Source organism: Gemmatimonadota bacterium (assembly GCA_026387915.1).
In the GTDB taxonomy this organism is placed as follows: Bacteria; Gemmatimonadota; Gemmatimonadetes; order Gemmatimonadales; family Gemmatimonadaceae; genus Fen-1231.
Window position 1 is genome coordinate 94,989 of record JAPLKS010000005.1, and the last position, 16,797, is coordinate 111,785.

Consider the following 16,797-nt stretch of genomic DNA (forward strand, 5'->3'; position numbering starts at 1 on the left):
AGTTTCGACTCAGGGCGTCGAGGGGAAGGAAGCTAGGACGGGTCGTGAAACCACGCCATAAGCAACTAACCCCATGTAGAACAACAGCTTGAAAAATGAACATCACGAATCGGTGACAAAGCTGTGGATAAACATCCCACCCAGCACCCCGATCACTGACTCAATACCAGACAGTATCAGCACAGTAGCACGCCACCCGAAGATCGGGTGAACAGTCCTTAGCTAACTGTTCGTATTTCAATCACTTACGGCTAACCACCCCATACCGAAGACCCAGCAGAAAAAAGCACATTATTGCGGGGGGAGTATGGTACACTTTCCCGGACCGCCACGCTAGTCCCTTGCTCGCTCGCACGTCTGCTATTACGACGCGCGGCATTTGGTCGCGTAACGATACCAAATGAAACAACGGCGTATCGGGAAGTCGCCGGCGGGAATCATGGCGCCGTGCACAGCGCGCCCAGCCATAGACCGGCTAGGGACGCTGCAGCCTCGCCCCGAGCGACACCGGGATCACGTGGCACACATCCTTGGCGATCGCAATGCCGGCGCGGCTCCACGTCGTGTAACCGGTCAACCGCACGGTCACATCAAATGAGCCAGGCGCCTCATACAAGAGCGCGGCCGTCCCGCCGCTCCCCGTAATGGTGGAATCGTTGCGCGCGCCATTGCGCCCAACGGCCACCACCGTCGCGCCACTCACCGGCGCACCACTCACCGAATCGGTCACCGTCACATTCAAACCGGCGGCCGCATACAGCGCGCACACCACGCCGGGCGGCGTGACGTCGCGCTTGCCACACGCGGTCGCGGCACCGGCCACGACCGCTCCTGCCATCACAACAGCTGCCAACCGCACACGGGCTCCTGAGCGCATCACTCCAACTTATACCCGACGCCACACCGCAGGAGCCCGACCCACCTTACGCCGCCGCAAACATCCGCATCTCGGCCGCGCGAATCAACGTCTCCTGCAACTCTTCCACGCGCAGCGGCTTGGCCAAGAAATCATTCATCCCGGCATCCAGCGCCGCCGTACGGTTGCCGTCGAGCGTGCCGCCGGTCATGGCCACAATGCGCACGTCGAGCCCCGCGCCCTTGGGCAACTGCCGAATGCGACGCGTCGCTTCCAACCCATCCATCGTCGGCATCTGCACGTCCATCAAAATCACATCGTATTTCTGACGGCCGGCATTCACATACGCTTCCACACCATCCGCCACGACGTCGGGACGGTAGCCCATCCGTTCAAGAATGTGCTGCGCCACCTTGGCGTTCACGGGGTTGTCGTCGGCAATCAGAATGTGCAACGGATACTTGGCCCCCATCTTCGTGTCGATCGCGCTCAACACCGTCTCGCGCGGCTGCGACATCGCGCCAATCTCGGCGGGGAGCGTAAAGGTGAAGGTCGATCCTTTTCGCGCGGCGCTGTCCACCCACAACTCGCCACCCATCAACTCCGACAACCGCTTACTGATGGCCAACCCGAGCCCCGTGCCGCCACGACGACGCACGCCACCGCGCAGCGCCGCACCAAACGGCAGGAAGAGCGCTTCCATGTTGTCGCGCGTTACGCCCTCGCCCGAATCGGTCACGCTCACCTGCAGCAACGCGCGGCCCGTGGACGGGCGGCTCGCGCTCACCACCACACTCACGTCGCCATCGCGCGTGTACTTCACCGCGTTCTCCACGAGGTTCGCCACCACCTGACGCACACGCGACGCGTCGGCCAACACACTCACCGGCACATCGTCCGACACGCGGCAGGTCAAGCGCAGCCCCTTGGCGAGGGCACGGTCGCTCACAAAGTCGATCGCCGAGGCAATCACTTCGCGCACCTGGAACTCCTGCGTCTCCAGCGCGAGCTGGCCGTTTTCGATTTTGGCGAAATCCAAAATGTCGTTAAGAATCGCAAGCAGCTGTTGTCCGTTATTGCGCACATTCTCGGCGATGTCGTGCTGTTCGGCGTCGAGCGCGGTATCGAGCAACATGCCGCTCATGCCAATCATCGCGTTCGCCGGCGTCCGAATCTGGCTGCTCACGTGCGAGAGGAAGGTGTCCTTGGCCCGCACGCCCGCTTCGGCCTGCTCCTTGGCCACCACCAACTCATGCTCCAGACGCACACGCGACGTCGCGTCGCGCACCGTCACCACCAACAGCGTACCAGTTTCATCGGAGAAACGCGCAAACGACATATCCGCCACAAACAGATCGCCGCCCTTGCGACGCACCGGCGCGCGGTCGCGCTGCGACAGCTTTCGCTCGTCCGAGTCGCGCGCCAGCGTGAACTGCCGCACAAACGTTTCCAGCGCCGCCGCATGCTCCGTGGGCACCAGCACGCTCAACTTCTTGCCAATCACTTCACGCGCCGTAAAGCCAAAGAGCTGCTCCGCCGCGGCATTGAACACGGTGATGCGTCCGCTCACGTCCGCTACCACGAGGCCGTCGGCCGCCGCCATCAGAATGCCGCTCGTGCGCGCCTCGAGTCGATACTGCTCGGCGCGCGTCGCCTGACGCAACGGGCCGGCAACGATGCGCCAGACCAGCGGACCCGCAATGACCGTCAGCAGCGCGGCATCGACGATTGCCTGCACGTACTCTGGCATCGGCGGCAAAGCGCCGAGTAGCAGCATGATGCCAATCTCAACGACGAGCATCACGCCGAGCACGCGCGCAAAGGTCGAGGCAGTGGGCGACAGTGCTGAATCGTTCTTCATGGCTGGTCGGACCGATTGGCCGCTTCCCGCCGTCACTCGTTCGGTGACGGAGGTTGCAGGCGTTTCCGACCACATACTTTGCAAAAGGCAGGCCAACGCGACCAACTACTGTACGCTGTCGCGTTTTTGTACACTACCTTTCGAACTCTCCGAGCCTATGTCGTTGCGCCATTGATACATAGGAAGCATATCCGTGCCCGATGCGCGCGGCCTGCTCTGGGGTCAGCGGCCGGATTTTGCCGGGTACACCGAGGACGAGACTGCCGGGGGGCACGACCGTTCCTTCCGCGACCACGGCCCCAGCCCCCACCATGCTCCCTCGCCCGATCACCGCCCGGTTGAGCACAATCGCCCCAATTCCAATGAGGCAGTCGTCCTCCACGGTGCAGCCATGGACCACCGCGCGGTGCCCCACCGTGACCCGTGCGCCCACCGTGCAGGGGAGCCCTTCGTCGCAGTGCAGCACGGCGCCGTCCTGCACGTTGGTGTCGTCGCCAATCACAATGGCGTCAATGTCGCCGCGGAGCACGGCCGTGGGCCACACGCTCGCGCGCTCACCGAGCGTGACGCGGCCAATAACAACCGCCGTGTCGTGAATAAAGGCGGAGGGCGGAACGGTGGGCTTCATATAATGAACTCGCAAAGAGGAACAGGCCGTCGCGGCGTAGCCAACCGCTAGAACGATAGCCCGAGCGCAAAGAACAGACTCGCATTGACCGTGCGAGCAAACTCACGGTGCGCGGTAGGGACCGCCACCCCGAACCGAAAACGGTACGGCACGTCGTACTCAATGGCCGCGTCGAGATCCAACTCGCCGCCCACACTGGTCATCCAGCGCTGCGCGGTGGCGCCTACCGAGCAGGCGGCACTCACTGGAGTGCCCGCCGGGCACCAGGCGGCGCCGGCATCATAATAGAAGAGCCCACTCAGGCCGCGCAGAAAGAGTGGCGTGCTCCCTACCCCGCTCCCGGGGAGCGCCAGCGGAAAGCGATACTCGACCGACGCCGCCACCGCGCGATTGCCGCGCTGCGCACCGTCCGGAAAACCGCGCACGGCAAAGGTGCGGCGGCCGTCACCCAGCGTGACACCAGGAATCAGCGAGAGCGTGCCACCGCTCGTGCCGCCGGCCTTCAGTTCACTCGGCGCCGTGGCGTCCTCGGTGGCAGCGGCCACGCGCACCGCGAGCACGTGATGCGCGTACGCGCCCACATCAAATGCTTTGAAGCCGCTGAACACCCCAACCACCGTGGTGCTGCGCGTGCCGCTCGCGGAGTCGGAGCGCCAGCGATTTTTTACGGAGGCGGCGATTTGAATGCCGTCCTCGTAGCTCACGGCGAGCGTGGGAAATTTCACATTGCTAAAGCCGGCGCTCACAAAGAACGCGGGGTAGGTATAGCTGCGCCGAAAGCCTGGCGCGAGCGATTGATACAGGGCGACGGGCTCCGTGCGGTAATCGCGCCACTCGAGTTCGGCGCCAACCGAGAGATTGGAATTGGTGCGCACCGTGGGGCGAATAAACGTGACGGCGGCATCGGCAAAGACGCGCCGCCGCGCCAGCGTCCCCACGAGCACTTTCTTGCTGAACAAATCAAAGTGATCCCATGACTCCGACGTGCTCAGGCCCAGCAGCGGATTGCCGAGTCCGGCATAACTATACGAAGCGTCGCCGCTCGGCTCTTTGTGCGCGGTGCTGTAGAGCGCTTGCACGTTCCACGCGTGCCGCGAGATAACATCGTTGCCGCCGGTGATCAGCCCGGCCTGCAGTTTTCCGTCGTCCGTCTGTTGCAGCGCGGGGAGCCAATAGGTAGGAAGCAGTGTGCGCCACGCACTGTAGTCCTGCGCGGCTCCGCCGGCCACCACGAGTGGGTCGGCGCGCGATGGCGCGAGTACACTCGTGGAGTCGGCGGGGACGCCATTGCTTACGTTGGTGAGCGCGATGTGCAGGCCGTCGCCGCGAAGCCGCGTGGTGGCGAGGCGTGTGCCGTCGGGGCTCAACTCGCTCTCGGCGAGCGCGGTGCGCGCTTCGGCTACGCGCACGAGTGCGCCGGTGGCCACGTTGGCGCGGTACAGCGCACTGCGCCCCGTACGATCGCTCGTAAAAAAGATGGCACTGTCGCCCGCACTCCAACTGGGGGCGGCCACCACGGCGCGCGTGCCGCCGAGTGTGTGGAGCAGGCGGCCAGTGGCGGCGTCGAGCACGACGATGTCGGCATAGCCGCCGCGGCGCCAGCGGGATGCGGCAATGCGGGTGCCGTCGTGCGACCAGCGCGGCTCACTCCAAATAGTGTCGAGACTCGCGCCGGTGAGGGGCACCAGTTCTGCGATGCTGTCGCCAACGATGGTGAAGCGCACGAGGCGACTGGCGCCTGGTGCGAGTTTGACGGCTACTGCGGTGAGCGGTGCGGTGGTGTTCGGCGCGTCGCCTCGAGCCGCGGCATTCGACGCGGTGCCGCCTGATGCGGCCTTCGACGCGGCGCCGCCCGATGCGGCGCGCACATCCACCTGTGTGAGGCGTGCGCCATTGGTGAGTTGCGTGGTGACGCCGTTGCGCTCGAGGTAGAGATCGCTGCGCAGTGAGTAGGCGTCGGCAAAATCGAGTTGGGTAAAGAGCCGAGCGCCGCCGGCGAGTGGCGTGGTGACATCGAGGGAGTTGCGGCGCGCGAGGAAGGTGGTGGCGCCGGTTTTTACGTTGAGTTGGCGCAGGGCGCCTACATCGCGTGGGTCGGCGCTGGCGTATACGAGGTGGTCGGCGTCGAGCCAGCGGATATGCTGGTTGGTCCAGCCGCGGGTGCTGACGTCGGTGATGGTGGTGCTGGCGTTCGAGGTGCCGCCCGACGCACCACCCGGCGCACCACCCGATGCGCCACCCGATGCGCCACCTGACGCGCCGACGCGCAACGCGGCCGCGCGTAGCGAGTCGGTCCAGGCGCGATAGGCGTCGTGAAAGCTCACGCCAAAGGCGGCGCGCGCATTGGTGTTGAGCAAGAATGGGAGCGTGCGGCCGGCGGTGCCGTCCACAAAGGCGCGCATATTGGCGGCGCCGTGGGACTTGGCGAATTGATCGAGAAAGAGCGAGCCGTACACGTACACATTGTTGCCAAGCGGCCACGCGCCGGAGGCGGCGCTGAGGGCGTGCAGGCGCGGTAGCGTGTTGTCGAGTGCGGCCGCCTCCACAATTGCTTCGTGATCGGTGCCCGCAATGCGGCCGGCGCCAGTGAGGCGCGTTTCGTAGTAGACGGCAATCCCTTCATCAATCCAGTTGGGGGTGTAGAGCCCTGGGAAGACCGTCGGTGCGCGTCCAACAATCCGCTGCGCGAGCCGCCACCAGCCGGCGGAGCGATCCAAATGAAAGATGTGCGTGAGCTCGTGGCTCACCGCGAGATCAATCCAGTCGTCGAGAAAGCGCAGCGACGACGCATCAATGGTGGGACGCGCATACACAATAATGCGATTGCTCGGAAAAACATTGGCCGAGCCGTTGGAGATGTCGTAGTTGTCGGCGAGCACGAGCTCCACGGGCCCGCGCGGTTCCACGAGTTCGGTGGCGAGGCGCGCGTAGGCGCGTTCGGCGGAGCCGGCGGCGCGGTGCGCCACGGAGTCGAGCCCGTTGGTGAAGTGCACGCGGAAGTGCGTGGTGGTGATCGTGCGCCAGTGCTGACTGGGGTCGAGCTGCGCGGCAGCGGCGCGCGGCAACAGCAGCGTGCCGAGCAGCGCCGCGAGAGCGATGCGCACCTTCATCGGTCAACTCCTAACGTGCCAAAGTATTCGAGGAGTCCGTCGGCAATGCCGCGCGCGTAGCGTTGCTGAAATGCCACGGTGCGCAACGCGGCCTCGTGTTCCGGAATGATCACAAACAATCCTTCGCACAGTACCGAGGGCATCCAGGTGCCGCGTACCACGGCGAGGTTGTCGTAGTTGATGCCGAGGTCGCGGAGTCCCATGTGACGCACGAGCCCGCGCTGAATGGCGCGCGCGAGTGGCTCGGACTGATCCACAAAAAAGAAGGTGCCGGTGCCGGTGGTGCGAAATGGATTCGCCCCTTCGGCATACGCATTCAGGTGAATGCTCACAAAGGCATCGGCGTTGGCGCGGCGCGCCATCACGGGGCGTTCGGCGAGTGCCACGGGTGCGCGCGTGGTGCGCGTCATCAGCACGGTGGCGCCAAGGGCTTCGAGCATCGGCTTGAGTTGCTCGGCTACGCGGAGCGTGGCGTCACCTTCGTATAAGCCGGTGGGACCGGTGGAGCCCGCTGGCGGATGGCCCGCGTCCACGGCAATGGTGCGGCCCTGTAGCGGGCGCGCGGCATTCACGCGCGGCGTGTGGCGCACGCGAACGACGAGCGCATTGCGATCCCAGAACACGAGGTAGCCATAGGGCGCGCCGCGCAGATGCACCGTAAAGCGCGCACGATCGCTGGCGACTTGCTCCCACGTCACGTCGCGAATAGCGGGGTCGGCGGTGGCGAGATTGACAATGTCAGTATTGGCAACGGTGCCGTAGAGCGTGAGCACGAGCGCGTCGCGCTGCGGTGTTACCTGATGCGCGGGGCGTTCGCCCATGGGAATGCGGAGGTCGCTCCAGCCGTCGCCGGTGGTCACGCGCGCATTGCCGGCCACGCGACGCGGCACCGGCGTGCCCTCGGGGAGCGATTTGATTTCTTTGTCGCCCACCCAGGCTTCGAGCTGCGAGTCGAGGCGCACGCGGAGTTGGTCACCGCGCTGTCCGGTGATTTCTACCACGGTGCCGGGCACGATAAACCATTTGTAGGTACCACCGGCGACTGGCTTGAGCACCACCACGCGATCGGTGTCGCTGCCGGCGGCGTCACTCGCGGCAACCAGTTCACCCCACCGGCGCGGTAGCGCATCGCTCACCGTCACAGCTCCCGTTCGCACGGTTAGAGAGTCACGCCCGCGGCGCACGACCACGGTGCCGGCGCGCGCGAATTCGAGCGCTGGTACGTCGGCACTCCAGGTGACGCCGGTGCCGTGGCGCATCACGACGCTGTTCCCGTCCGCCGTGCGGAGGTTTACCGAGGCGTTGGCTGGCGCACGGAGTGACACGCGCACCAGTTCGTCGCCGCGAAGCGCGAGCACGCCGGCAGGAGCAACGCTCGCGGCGTCCACCACGAGGCGTCCGGTATCAGGCAGCGGCATCGGCGCGGCGCGCAGGCGAATCGGGAGATGCTGCGCCACGCTGTCGGTGCCGCGCACAGCGTTGAGGTCGTAGGCCGGTGCGTCGCCCTTGGGGAGCGGCAGGTACGCCAAGAACGCGCCATTCGGGTGCACGGTCACCGGCACACCGTTGATCGTGAGGCGCGCAGCTCCCGAACCGACCGATCCAAAAATGAAAGTGGAATCCACGCGCGGCATAAGCTCCGTGCGCGACGGACTCACCACATGAATGGCCAGCGGGCCATCCACAAAAGGGACGGGCGGAATGGCGGGTGGTGCGGCAGGCGGATTCGCCGCGGCTTTCGCGACGGGCGCCGCGGCCTGCGGAGGCGAGGCCGGAACAGGCGTAGTCAGCGGAGCCGGCGCGCGCGTACACGCGGACGCCAACACGATCGCCAATGAGAAGCGTGACAGAGCACGGCGCATAGGCAACAATCATAATGCGCGCACTCGCCTAGCCACCACCCAAGCGTCGGCCTATATTCGCCAATAGCGAGCGAAATGACCGTCTTTGCGCCGCGCCGATGCGCCGCGCCGTTGCGCCGCCCAGTCCGGCGCCCCTAGGGAGAGCAGGCACCGTGATTCCATGCGGGTTTTGTGGCCGAGAAAACGACGAGGCGTCGCGGTTTTGCATTGACTGCGGTAAGCCAATCGTCACGGGCGGCGCCCGCGTGATTTCGGTGGCCAGCCTTATGGAAAGCCGCCGGACTCCGCTCGCCGAACCGGAGTCCACGGCCCGTATGCCGCGCGCCACAGGCACGCCCAAACCGCCTGTGGCGCAAAAGCAATGTCCGAGTTGCTCGGCCATGGTGGACCCCGAGTTTCCGTTCTGCCCACGCTGCGGTGCGCGCCTCGACGGCGCGGCCGCGCCAGCTCGTGCGAGCGGCACCGCCGCGTTCAGCGCCGCCGCCACCGGGGGCGGCGCCAAACTCAGCGTGCTCGGCGACAACGGAGAGGTGACGCAAACCATTACCCTCGCCACCGCCGACGCCACCTTGGGCCGCACCGAGGCTGACGTGCGCTTTGCCTCCGATGTGTTTCTCTCCCCGGTGCACGCGCAACTGTCGCTCCGTGCCGGTCAGCTCTTTCTGCGCGACCTCGGCTCACGCAACGGGACCTGGCTCTTTATTGACGGGCCCTATCGCCTGCAGGATGGCGACACGATTCTCGTGGGCTCGCAACTCCTGCGCTTTCGTCGGCTCGGCTACCCTGGCCCACATCCGGCAGAAGCCGACCGTACGCGGCGCCTCGGTTCGCTCACACCGAGTGCAGATGTGGCGGTGCTCGCACAGCTGCGCGCCGACGGCAGTGCGCGCGACATTTGCCATCTCTCCCCCGGCCGCAGCGTGAAGATTGGCCGCGACGCGGGCGATTGGGTCTTTCCGTACGATCTGACCATGAGCGGCCAGCACGCCGAAGTGCGCAGTGAAGATCTCGAGTTCATTGTGCTCGACGACGGCAGTCGCAACGGCATTGCCGTGGCGGTGCGCGGCGAAAAAACACTGAAAGTAGGACAGCGCTTTTTGGTTGGCGACCAGACGATCCGGGTGGAGAGCCTCTGAGTGAACTTTCGTAACGGGACGGCCGGCCGGTGAGCGATCAGAAAATCTGCCCCACCTGCAGCACGGAGTATCCACTCTCCGAACGGTTCTGTCCCCGCGACGGCACCGCGCTGCGCTCCAGCAATCCGCTCGGCGATCTCCTTGGGACGGTGGTCGCTGAGCGGTATCACATCCTTCGCAAACTGGGCGAAGGTGGCATGGGCACGGTGTATCTCGCCGAGCATGTAAAGATGGGGCGTAAGGCCGCGCTCAAGGTGATGAACCCCGGGATGAATCAGGATCCCGATGCAATTGCGCGTTTCAATCGCGAGGCCGCCAACGCGAGCCGGCTCAATCATCCCAACGTCTGCGGCATTTATGACTTTGGCGAAACAGCCGACGGGCTGATTTACCTGGCGATGGAGTTCATTGAGGGCGAGTCGCTCACGAGTCTCATCGCAAAAACCGGATCACTCCCCGCGCCGCGCGCGGCGGCCATCATTCATCAGGCCGCCGATGCGCTCGCGGCAGCGCACGATCATGGCATTGTGCACCGCGACCTGAAGCCCGACAACATCATGATCGCCAAGGGGCGCGAAGGCGCCGACGTGGTGAAGGTGGTGGACTTTGGCATTGCCAAGGCGAGCGCGAGCGATGCGCAGAAGGTGACGCGGACCGGACTCGTAGTGGGGACGCCAGAGTATATGAGTCCGGAGCAGCTCGCCGGCGACACGCTCGACGGGCGGAGCGACATTTATTCGCTCGGGCTGGTGGCGTTCAACTGTTTGACGGGGACGTTGCCTTTTCCAAGCAACTCGGCGCAGGAGGCGATGATCATGCGCCTCACCGACGAACCCAAGACGCTCACGGACATGAAGCCCGGTGTGGCGTGGCCCGCGGCACTGCAGACGGTGATGGACAAAGCGCTCGCGCGCGACGCCGTGGATCGGTATCAGCAGGCCGCCGAGTTTGGGCGTGACATTGTCAAAGCGGTATCGCAGATGCCGGGTACGCTCGCCGCGAGTGAGAGCACGCTAGTGATGGGGGCGGCTAAAACAGTTGCGGCGGCCACCGTGCCCAAGACGCGCGTGGCGCAACAGCCCGCCGGAGGTGCCAGTGACGCGGCCAGTGCGGCGCCCGCTCCGACGGCAACAAACACGAAGAGCCAACTGCCGCTGCTCGTTGGTGGCGGCGTGCTCGTGGCGGCGATTGCCGTGGCGGTGGTGATGATGCGTGGGCCCGCGTCGCCAGCGGCGAGTGGTGCGACCGAAACCAAGGCGAGCCCGGCACCGGTCAGTTCGGAGGCGGCGGTGCCGTCACAGGGGGCTCCCGCCCCAGCCGGCTCAGGCGCCAAACCGGCGGCAGGCGGCGCCCCAGGCACGAGCCCGGCGCCGACGAATCCCGGCGCCACTGTGCCCCGTACGAATAGTGGGGCGTCGGCCGCGGCGGAACCGCAACAGCTGCTCGCTCGTTGGAGCAAGAGATTCGCGGAAGGGGGAAGTGCTGCTGAGGCCCGTGAAGCCCTCGACGACGTCTCGCGTGTGTTGCCGGCCGCCAATGGTTCAACCAAGGGGCTCGCGTATTGGGTACAGTCAATGGCATACGCGGTCCTCGAGGACAAACGCACCTGTCGCTCGGCGCAACAGGCCATCGCCAGCGGGCTCACGAACGACGACCTGCCCGCCGCGAAGTCTGTGGTGGCGAGTGATCTCTGCAAACCGTAGCCGGTTCGCGCTTCCAGACTGGGGGCGCGTTCGCTCGCGCTGACACGACTCCCGCTGCTTTGCGCTGCGCACTAACGTTCCACCGTCCCATCACTGACTAGCCACGTCGCCCCCCTCTACGTGACCTCAAACCACACGCCGCTCTCCAGCGCAGTTACCGTCCACGTCTTTGGCCGCACCGACGTGGGGCGGACGCGCGAGCACAACGAAGACGCGTTTGTGGTGTGCGACCTCGAAACGGGGAACGCCACACTGCAGCCCGAAGTGCGGACGCACGTTCAGGGCGCGCGCGGCACGCTGTTTATGGTCGCAGACGGCATGGGTGGTGCGGCGGCGGGTGAACTGGCCAGCGCCATGGCAACGGACGTCGTGCTCTCGGAACTGGACGCGCGCTGGCGCCGTGCGGCGGGGACCAGCGCCGAGACCTTTGTGATTGCACTCAAGGCTGCCACGGAGGCGGCCAACGCGCGGATTCATCGATTTGCGATTGAGCATCCCGAAAATCGCGGCATGGGGACCACGGCCACGATCGCCGGTCTGCTCGGTGATCAGTTGTATCTGGCGCAGGTGGGCGACAGCCGCGCGTATCTCGTGCGCGACGGCGTGGCGGTGCAGATCACCAAGGATCAGTCGCTGATGCAAAAGCTCATCGAGGCCGGTGAGCTGACCGAAGAAGAGGCCGAAGTGAGCGAACGCCGCAATATCATTTTGCAGGCGATTGGTCCGGAGCCCACCGTGAAGGTGGATCTCACGCAGCAGCAGCTGCGCCGCGGCGACGTGCTCCTGTTGTGCAGTGACGGACTGAGCGGCCAGATGCACGCCACCGACATCGCCACGATTGCCACGGACTCCACCGATCTCGTGCAACTGTGCAAGCGCCTGATTGATTTGGCCAACGAGAATGGTGGCCCGGACAATATCACGGTGATCGCCGCGCGCGCTGATGGCGCCACGCTCCTCGCGCCGGCCGCTGGCGATACGATTGGCTATCGCCCGTATGTCAGCGAATCGGAGATGCGCCCCACGGTGCGCGTGAGCGCGGATGACATTACGGCGCTCGCCGATGACGCCGACCTCAACGAGCACGCCTCTGGCAGCGCTGTTTCCGGCGAACTACGCCCGACGCGCCCGACGCGCCCGACGCGCCCGACGCGCCCGACGCGCCCGACGCTCGCGTCTCGCGCGAAACGTGGCGCATCATCTTTGGCCTGATTGCCTTGGGCGTTATTGCCTGGCAGTTGTACCGCTACCTCCGGTAATGCCGATCGAACTCCGCATCACCAGCGGCTCGCGCGCTGGGCAGCGGGACACGCTCGACCAACCGGTGGTCACTGTTGGACGCCACCCGTCATGCGACGTGCGCTTTCATGCGGAGCACGATGCCGACGTCTCTGCGCGCCACGCGGAATTGCGCACCGCCGACGGCGGCGTGACGCTACACGATCTGGCGAGCACCAACGGCACGCTCGTGAACGGTGCGCGCATCAGTGCCCCGCAGCTGCTCCGCGACGGCGACGTGATTGGCTTTGGCGCCCAGGGGCCCACGGTGGAGTTTCGCACCGTGTCCAGCGGAACGCCGCCGCGCCGAAACACGATGGAGCTGGTGGCCGAAGCGGTGCATCTACAAACGCGAACGCTGCGTCACGCGGTGGTGGCGCTCGGTGTGCTCGTTGTGGTGATTGGCGGCACGGTGGGATGGCGGAGTTATCAGGATCGCCGGTTGTCGACTCTGCGTGTGGACATGTTGCTCAAGAACATGTCCGACGCACGGCGCAGTAGCGACAGCCTCAGCGCCGTGCAGATGGCCGCGCTCAAGGCGCAGATGGCGCAAGGTGGTGGCGGCAGCACAAGTGCCGCAGCGGAGAGTCTCCACGCACTCGAAGATCGGCAGCGCGCGGTCGCGGCGCTCTCGGACGCGGACGTGGCGTCGACGGTGCGTCGCAACATGGCGGCGGTGGTGTTCGTGGCCGTCAAGTTTGCGAACGGCGACATGGTCAGCGGCTCGGGGTTCAATGTCGCACGAAACGGACTAGTGGTCACCAATCGCCACGTGGTGGTGGATGACCAAGGCGTGACCGCGCCGCAGGTGCAGGTGATCTTCAATGGCACGGTGGGGCAGTGGCGACGTGCGCACGTGCTCAAGGTGAGCGCGACCGACGAACTCGCTTGGCTCCAGATTGACGAAGGGGGCAGCTACCCTGTGGTGGGCTCTCTTTCGACAGCACCAACACCACCGGTGGGCACGGCACTCACGATCCTCGGGTATCCACTCGGCACGGAGACCGCTGGCATGGGTGGCGACATCAACAGACTGCACCCGCGCACGTCCTTGGGTGTGGCGATTGTGTCGAAAGCGTTGACCGACACGCTTCAACTCGACGGCTGGGCCGCAGAAGGGTCGAGCGGAAGCCCGGTGTTCAACGCCAAGGGCGCGGTGGTGGGTGTGGTGTTCGGTGGACCGCGCGAGGCGAATGGCCGAATTGTGTACGCTGTGCCATCGGCGCGGGTCGTGCAGCAGATGCCGCCGGACGTCAATCGCCCGAAGTAACCGCGACGCCGGATTTCACCAGCCGCTCGTCAGGGATTTCCCTGCACAGTTACGTGACGATCCGCCGAAAATCTAGACGCTACCTCGTTCCACTTCTGGGCGGGAGCGTCAACTATTTTGGCGGAGTGCGACGTGGCTGTTCCAGCAATAAAACCTACTGGGCGTGAGCGCGGCTTCGATGCCAACGAGATCATCGTGAGCAAAACCGATCTCAAAGGGCGCATCACCTACGCCAATGACGTGTTCCTCCGCATGTCGTCCTACGCGGAAGTGGACCTCATTGGTAAACCACACAACATCATCCGCCACCCGGACATGCCCGCGTGCGTGTTCAAGTTGCTGTGGGACACCATCAGCGCGGGGCGCGAAATCTTTGCGTACGTGCTGAACCTCGCCCGCGACGGGGACGCCTATTGGGCGCATGCGCACGTGACGCCCACGTATGACGGTGCCGGCGCGCTTATTGGCTACCACTCCAACCGACGCACGCCGGACCCCGGTGCGGTTGCGAAAATCAAACCGATTTACGCCGCGCTGTTGGCCGAGGAACGCAAGCACGAAAACAAAAAGGAAGGGATTGCCGCTGGACAATGGAAGCTCAATGCCATGCTCGCCGACGCGGGCCAAACGTACGACGAACTGGTCTGGAGCCTCTAATGCACATGCCCTCATTCGCGCGCGCCGCTCGGCGCGGCGACGCACGCCGTCCTGAGATTGATCTGTCGCGTGACGCGATCGCCGAAGTGAGCCGCGTGTGTGCCGCCGCGGCGCGCGGCGACCTTGAACAGCGCATACTGTACATTGATGACGCGAGCCCCATGGGCGCGATGCAGCGCGACATCAACCATTTGCTCGACATGACCGACGCCTTTGTGCGCGAGTCGAGTGCGTCGCTGTTAGCCGCCAGCGAGGAGCGCTTCTACCGTCGCGTCCTCACCCGCGGCATGCTGGGGAGTTTTCGCCACGGTGCGGCGTTGATCAACACCGCAACGGAACAGCAGGCGAAGAGCGCCGCCCAGCGCGCGGAACGTGTGCGCCTCTCCGCCGCGTTCGAGGACATGATTAACGAGGTCGTGCACGGCGTGGCGGCGACCGCCACCGAAGCCGAAGCCACGGCGCGATCGCTGATGGCCTCTGCCGAAACCACGAGTCGGGAAGCTGAAACAGCGGAAGCGGCGGCCGTCACGACCTCGCAGCATATGGCGACCGTGGCCAGCGCGAGCACCCGGATTGCGGACGCGGCAACTGAGATTGAGACGCAGGTGGAGCATTCGCGCGTGATGGCGGAGCAGGCCCTCGCGGAAGCACAGCGGGCGAACGCTGTGGTCACCGGGCTGGAGAGCGCCGCGCGCGACATCACCCGCGTGGTTGCCATCATCAACGAGGTGGCGCTGCAAACACGCATGCTGGCCCTGAATGCGATGATTGAAGCGGCGCATGCCGGCGACGCGGGGCTTGGCTTTGCCGTGGTCGCGACGGAAGTGAACAGCCTCTCAACGCGAACGGCAAAAGCAACGGGTGACATCGAGCTCATGGTGGAGACGATTCAAGAAGCCACCGCCGACGCGGTCAAAGCGACGGCCGGTATCACGGAGACCGTAACCGGGATGCATGAGCTCCTGTCGGGGATGCGGCGGGCGGTGGCGAGCCAAGGGACCGCCACCGGTCTGATGGGCAAGAGCATCAACCAAGCGGTAGAGGGCACACGCCAAGTGAGCGAAACGGTGGCGACCGCCGCCGCAGGCAGCGTGCAGACACAAGACGCCGCAGACCAGATGGTGGCCTCCGCGTCTGATTTGTCACGCGTGGCCGAATCGCTCATGGGCGACGTCGACGAGTTCCTTGGCCAGATGCGCAAGCACTAAATCACCGTCGCAGGGAGGGCAGATGTCACTACCAACACACCACCTTCCGGCGGAACGTGCCACGCCGGAAGAAGTTCGCCGGCAATGCGACTTGATTGCCTCGCATCCGCTCGCACGGGAATTTCTCGACACCGTACCCAATATGGCGGTGGTGCTCAACGACGAACGGCAGATCGTCTTTGCCAACCGATCGTTCCTCGCGTTTCTCGAGGCCGGCAAGGCCGACGCGCTGTCGGGCACCTTCCGGAGCTCCGGCGCCCACGACGCCGCGGCGGTACTCGGCCTGCGCGCCGGCGAGGCGCTCGGTTGCTCCAACGCGCGCCGGACGCCCGGGGGCTGCGGCACCTCCGCGCAGTGCCAGTCGTGCGGTGGCGCACTCGCCATCAAGCGAAGCCAGGAGTCGGGGGAACTCGACATTCAAGAGTGCCGCGTCGTGTGCGGTGCAGAAAACGAGTGGCAGACCGCGCTCGACCTGCGCGTCTGGTCGCATCCCATCCACATCGACGGCGAGACGTTCCTCGTCTACTCTATGGTCGACATCAGCAACGAAAAACGGCGGGAAGCGCTCGAGAAGATCTTTTTTCACGACGTGCTCAACACCGCCGCCGGCGTACATGGCCTCGCCGAGTTGATGCAGATGACGGAGATGCGCGAGAACGGCATCCGCAAAGTGGCGGGCATGCTCTCGCAGTCCACCGACCAGCTGATGAGTGAGATTACCGCACAACGCCTGCTCACCCTTGCCGAGAACGGGGAACTTCAGGTGTCGGCGGTGCCGGTGCGGTCGCAGGAATTGCTCGAGCATACGGCTCACCAGTTTCATTCGCAAAGCCTCGAGCGCGGCATCTCTGTAAGCGTCGATGCCACGTCGGAGCGGTGCGACATGGTGAGCGATCCGGTCTTGCTCCGTCGCGTCCTCACGAATCTCGTCAAGAACGCGGTTGAGGCCACCGACTCAGGCGGCAAAGTGACGCTGGCCGCGCGAGCGGAAGGCGACATGGTCTGCTTTACCGTGCACAACAGCGCCGTCATGCCGGAGGCGGTGCAGAGCCAAGTCTTTATGCGGTCGTTTTCGACCAAAGGCTCCGGACGCGGACTCGGCACGTATAGCATCAAGCTCTTGAGCGAACGGCATTTGCACGGGCGCGTCTCATTTGTATCCAATTCGCGCGACGGCACGCGCTTCGCCGTGCGTTATCCCAAGGTGCTCGCGGCGTCCTGAGCCGCG

General features: G+C 65.1%; 12 protein-coding genes. 7 read left to right on the forward strand and 5 right to left on the reverse strand.

Annotated features, from left to right (window positions below):
* Positions 1 to 475: 475 nt before the first annotated feature.
* The 5 genes from NTZ43_01430 to NTZ43_01450 all read right to left on the reverse strand — a co-directional run bounded on the left by NTZ43_01430 (position 476) and on the right by NTZ43_01450 (position 8,317).
* Positions 476 to 877, reverse strand: coding sequence for a carboxypeptidase-like regulatory domain-containing protein (locus tag NTZ43_01430; protein ID MCX5765873.1), 402 nt, complete (start codon positions 875 to 877; stop codon positions 476 to 478).
* Between the two features lie 46 nt (positions 878 to 923).
* A complete protein-coding gene (locus NTZ43_01435; protein MCX5765874.1) occupies positions 924 to 2,717 on the reverse strand; it encodes an ATP-binding protein in 1,794 nt (597 codons plus the stop codon).
* A 133-nt stretch (positions 2,718 to 2,850) separates the two neighbouring features.
* Positions 2,851 to 3,345, reverse strand: a complete 495-nt coding sequence (locus tag NTZ43_01440; GenBank protein ID MCX5765875.1) for a gamma carbonic anhydrase family protein — start codon at positions 3,343 to 3,345, stop codon at positions 2,851 to 2,853.
* A gap of 47 nt (positions 3,346 to 3,392) precedes the next feature.
* Positions 3,393 to 6,455: a hypothetical protein gene (locus NTZ43_01445; protein ID MCX5765876.1), complete on the reverse strand. Its 3,063-nt coding sequence runs from the start codon at positions 6,453 to 6,455 to the stop codon at positions 3,393 to 3,395.
* The gene (locus tag NTZ43_01450; protein ID MCX5765877.1) at positions 6,452 to 8,317 is read right to left on the reverse strand and encodes an N-acetylmuramoyl-L-alanine amidase; all 1,866 of its coding nucleotides are present in this window, start codon (positions 8,315 to 8,317) and stop codon (positions 6,452 to 6,454) included. Before NTZ43_01450 ends, NTZ43_01445 begins: the two co-directional genes overlap by 4 nt.
* Before the next feature lie 152 nt (positions 8,318 to 8,469).
* Between NTZ43_01450 and NTZ43_01455 the strand changes: the two genes are divergently transcribed.
* From NTZ43_01455 to NTZ43_01485, 7 genes are all read left to right on the forward strand, one after another.
* The gene (locus NTZ43_01455) at positions 8,470 to 9,453 is read left to right on the forward strand and encodes an FHA domain-containing protein (GenBank protein ID MCX5765878.1); all 984 of its coding nucleotides are present in this window, start codon (positions 8,470 to 8,472) and stop codon (positions 9,451 to 9,453) included.
* 29 nt (positions 9,454 to 9,482) lie between these two features.
* Positions 9,483 to 11,156 carry a protein kinase gene (locus tag NTZ43_01460; GenBank protein MCX5765879.1) on the forward strand — a complete coding sequence of 558 codons (1,674 nt, stop codon included), beginning with the start codon at positions 9,483 to 9,485 and terminating at the stop codon, positions 11,154 to 11,156.
* A gap of 120 nt (positions 11,157 to 11,276) precedes the next feature.
* Entirely contained in the window at positions 11,277 to 12,368 is a 1,092-nt protein-coding gene (locus NTZ43_01465) for a Stp1/IreP family PP2C-type Ser/Thr phosphatase (GenBank protein ID MCX5765880.1), read from the forward strand.
* A 46-nt stretch (positions 12,369 to 12,414) separates the two neighbouring features.
* A complete protein-coding gene (locus NTZ43_01470; protein ID MCX5765881.1) occupies positions 12,415 to 13,704 on the forward strand; it encodes a trypsin-like peptidase domain-containing protein in 1,290 nt (429 codons plus the stop codon).
* A gap of 132 nt (positions 13,705 to 13,836) precedes the next feature.
* On the forward strand, positions 13,837 to 14,361 hold the full coding sequence (locus NTZ43_01475) for a PAS domain-containing protein (protein ID MCX5765882.1): 525 nt from the start codon (positions 13,837 to 13,839) through the stop codon (positions 14,359 to 14,361).
* Positions 14,361 to 15,569, forward strand: a complete 1,209-nt coding sequence (locus tag NTZ43_01480) for a methyl-accepting chemotaxis protein (protein MCX5765883.1) — start codon at positions 14,361 to 14,363, stop codon at positions 15,567 to 15,569. Before NTZ43_01475 ends, NTZ43_01480 begins: the two co-directional genes overlap by 1 nt.
* 22 nt (positions 15,570 to 15,591) lie before the next feature.
* Entirely contained in the window at positions 15,592 to 16,791 is a 1,200-nt protein-coding gene (locus NTZ43_01485; protein MCX5765884.1) for a sensor histidine kinase, read from the forward strand.
* Positions 16,792 to 16,797: the final 6 nt, after the last annotated feature.

Coding starts and splice junctions, on each gene's coding strand:
- NTZ43_01430 (MCX5765873.1), bottom strand. CDS start 877: ATGCGCTCAGGAGCCCGTGTGCGGTTGGCAGCTGTTGTGATGGCAGGA.
- NTZ43_01435 (MCX5765874.1), bottom strand. CDS start 2,717: ATGAAGAACGATTCAGCACTGTCGCCCACTGCCTCGACCTTTGCGCGC.
- NTZ43_01440 (MCX5765875.1), bottom strand. CDS start 3,345: ATGAAGCCCACCGTTCCGCCCTCCGCCTTTATTCACGACACGGCGGTT.
- NTZ43_01445 (MCX5765876.1), bottom strand. CDS start 6,455: ATGAAGGTGCGCATCGCTCTCGCGGCGCTGCTCGGCACGCTGCTGTTG.
- NTZ43_01450 (MCX5765877.1), bottom strand. CDS start 8,317: ATGCGCCGTGCTCTGTCACGCTTCTCATTGGCGATCGTGTTGGCGTCC.
- NTZ43_01470 (MCX5765881.1), top strand. CDS start 12,415: ATGCCGATCGAACTCCGCATCACCAGCGGCTCGCGCGCTGGGCAGCGG.
- NTZ43_01480 (MCX5765883.1), top strand. CDS start 14,361: ATGCACATGCCCTCATTCGCGCGCGCCGCTCGGCGCGGCGACGCACGC.
- NTZ43_01485 (MCX5765884.1), top strand. CDS start 15,592: ATGTCACTACCAACACACCACCTTCCGGCGGAACGTGCCACGCCGGAA.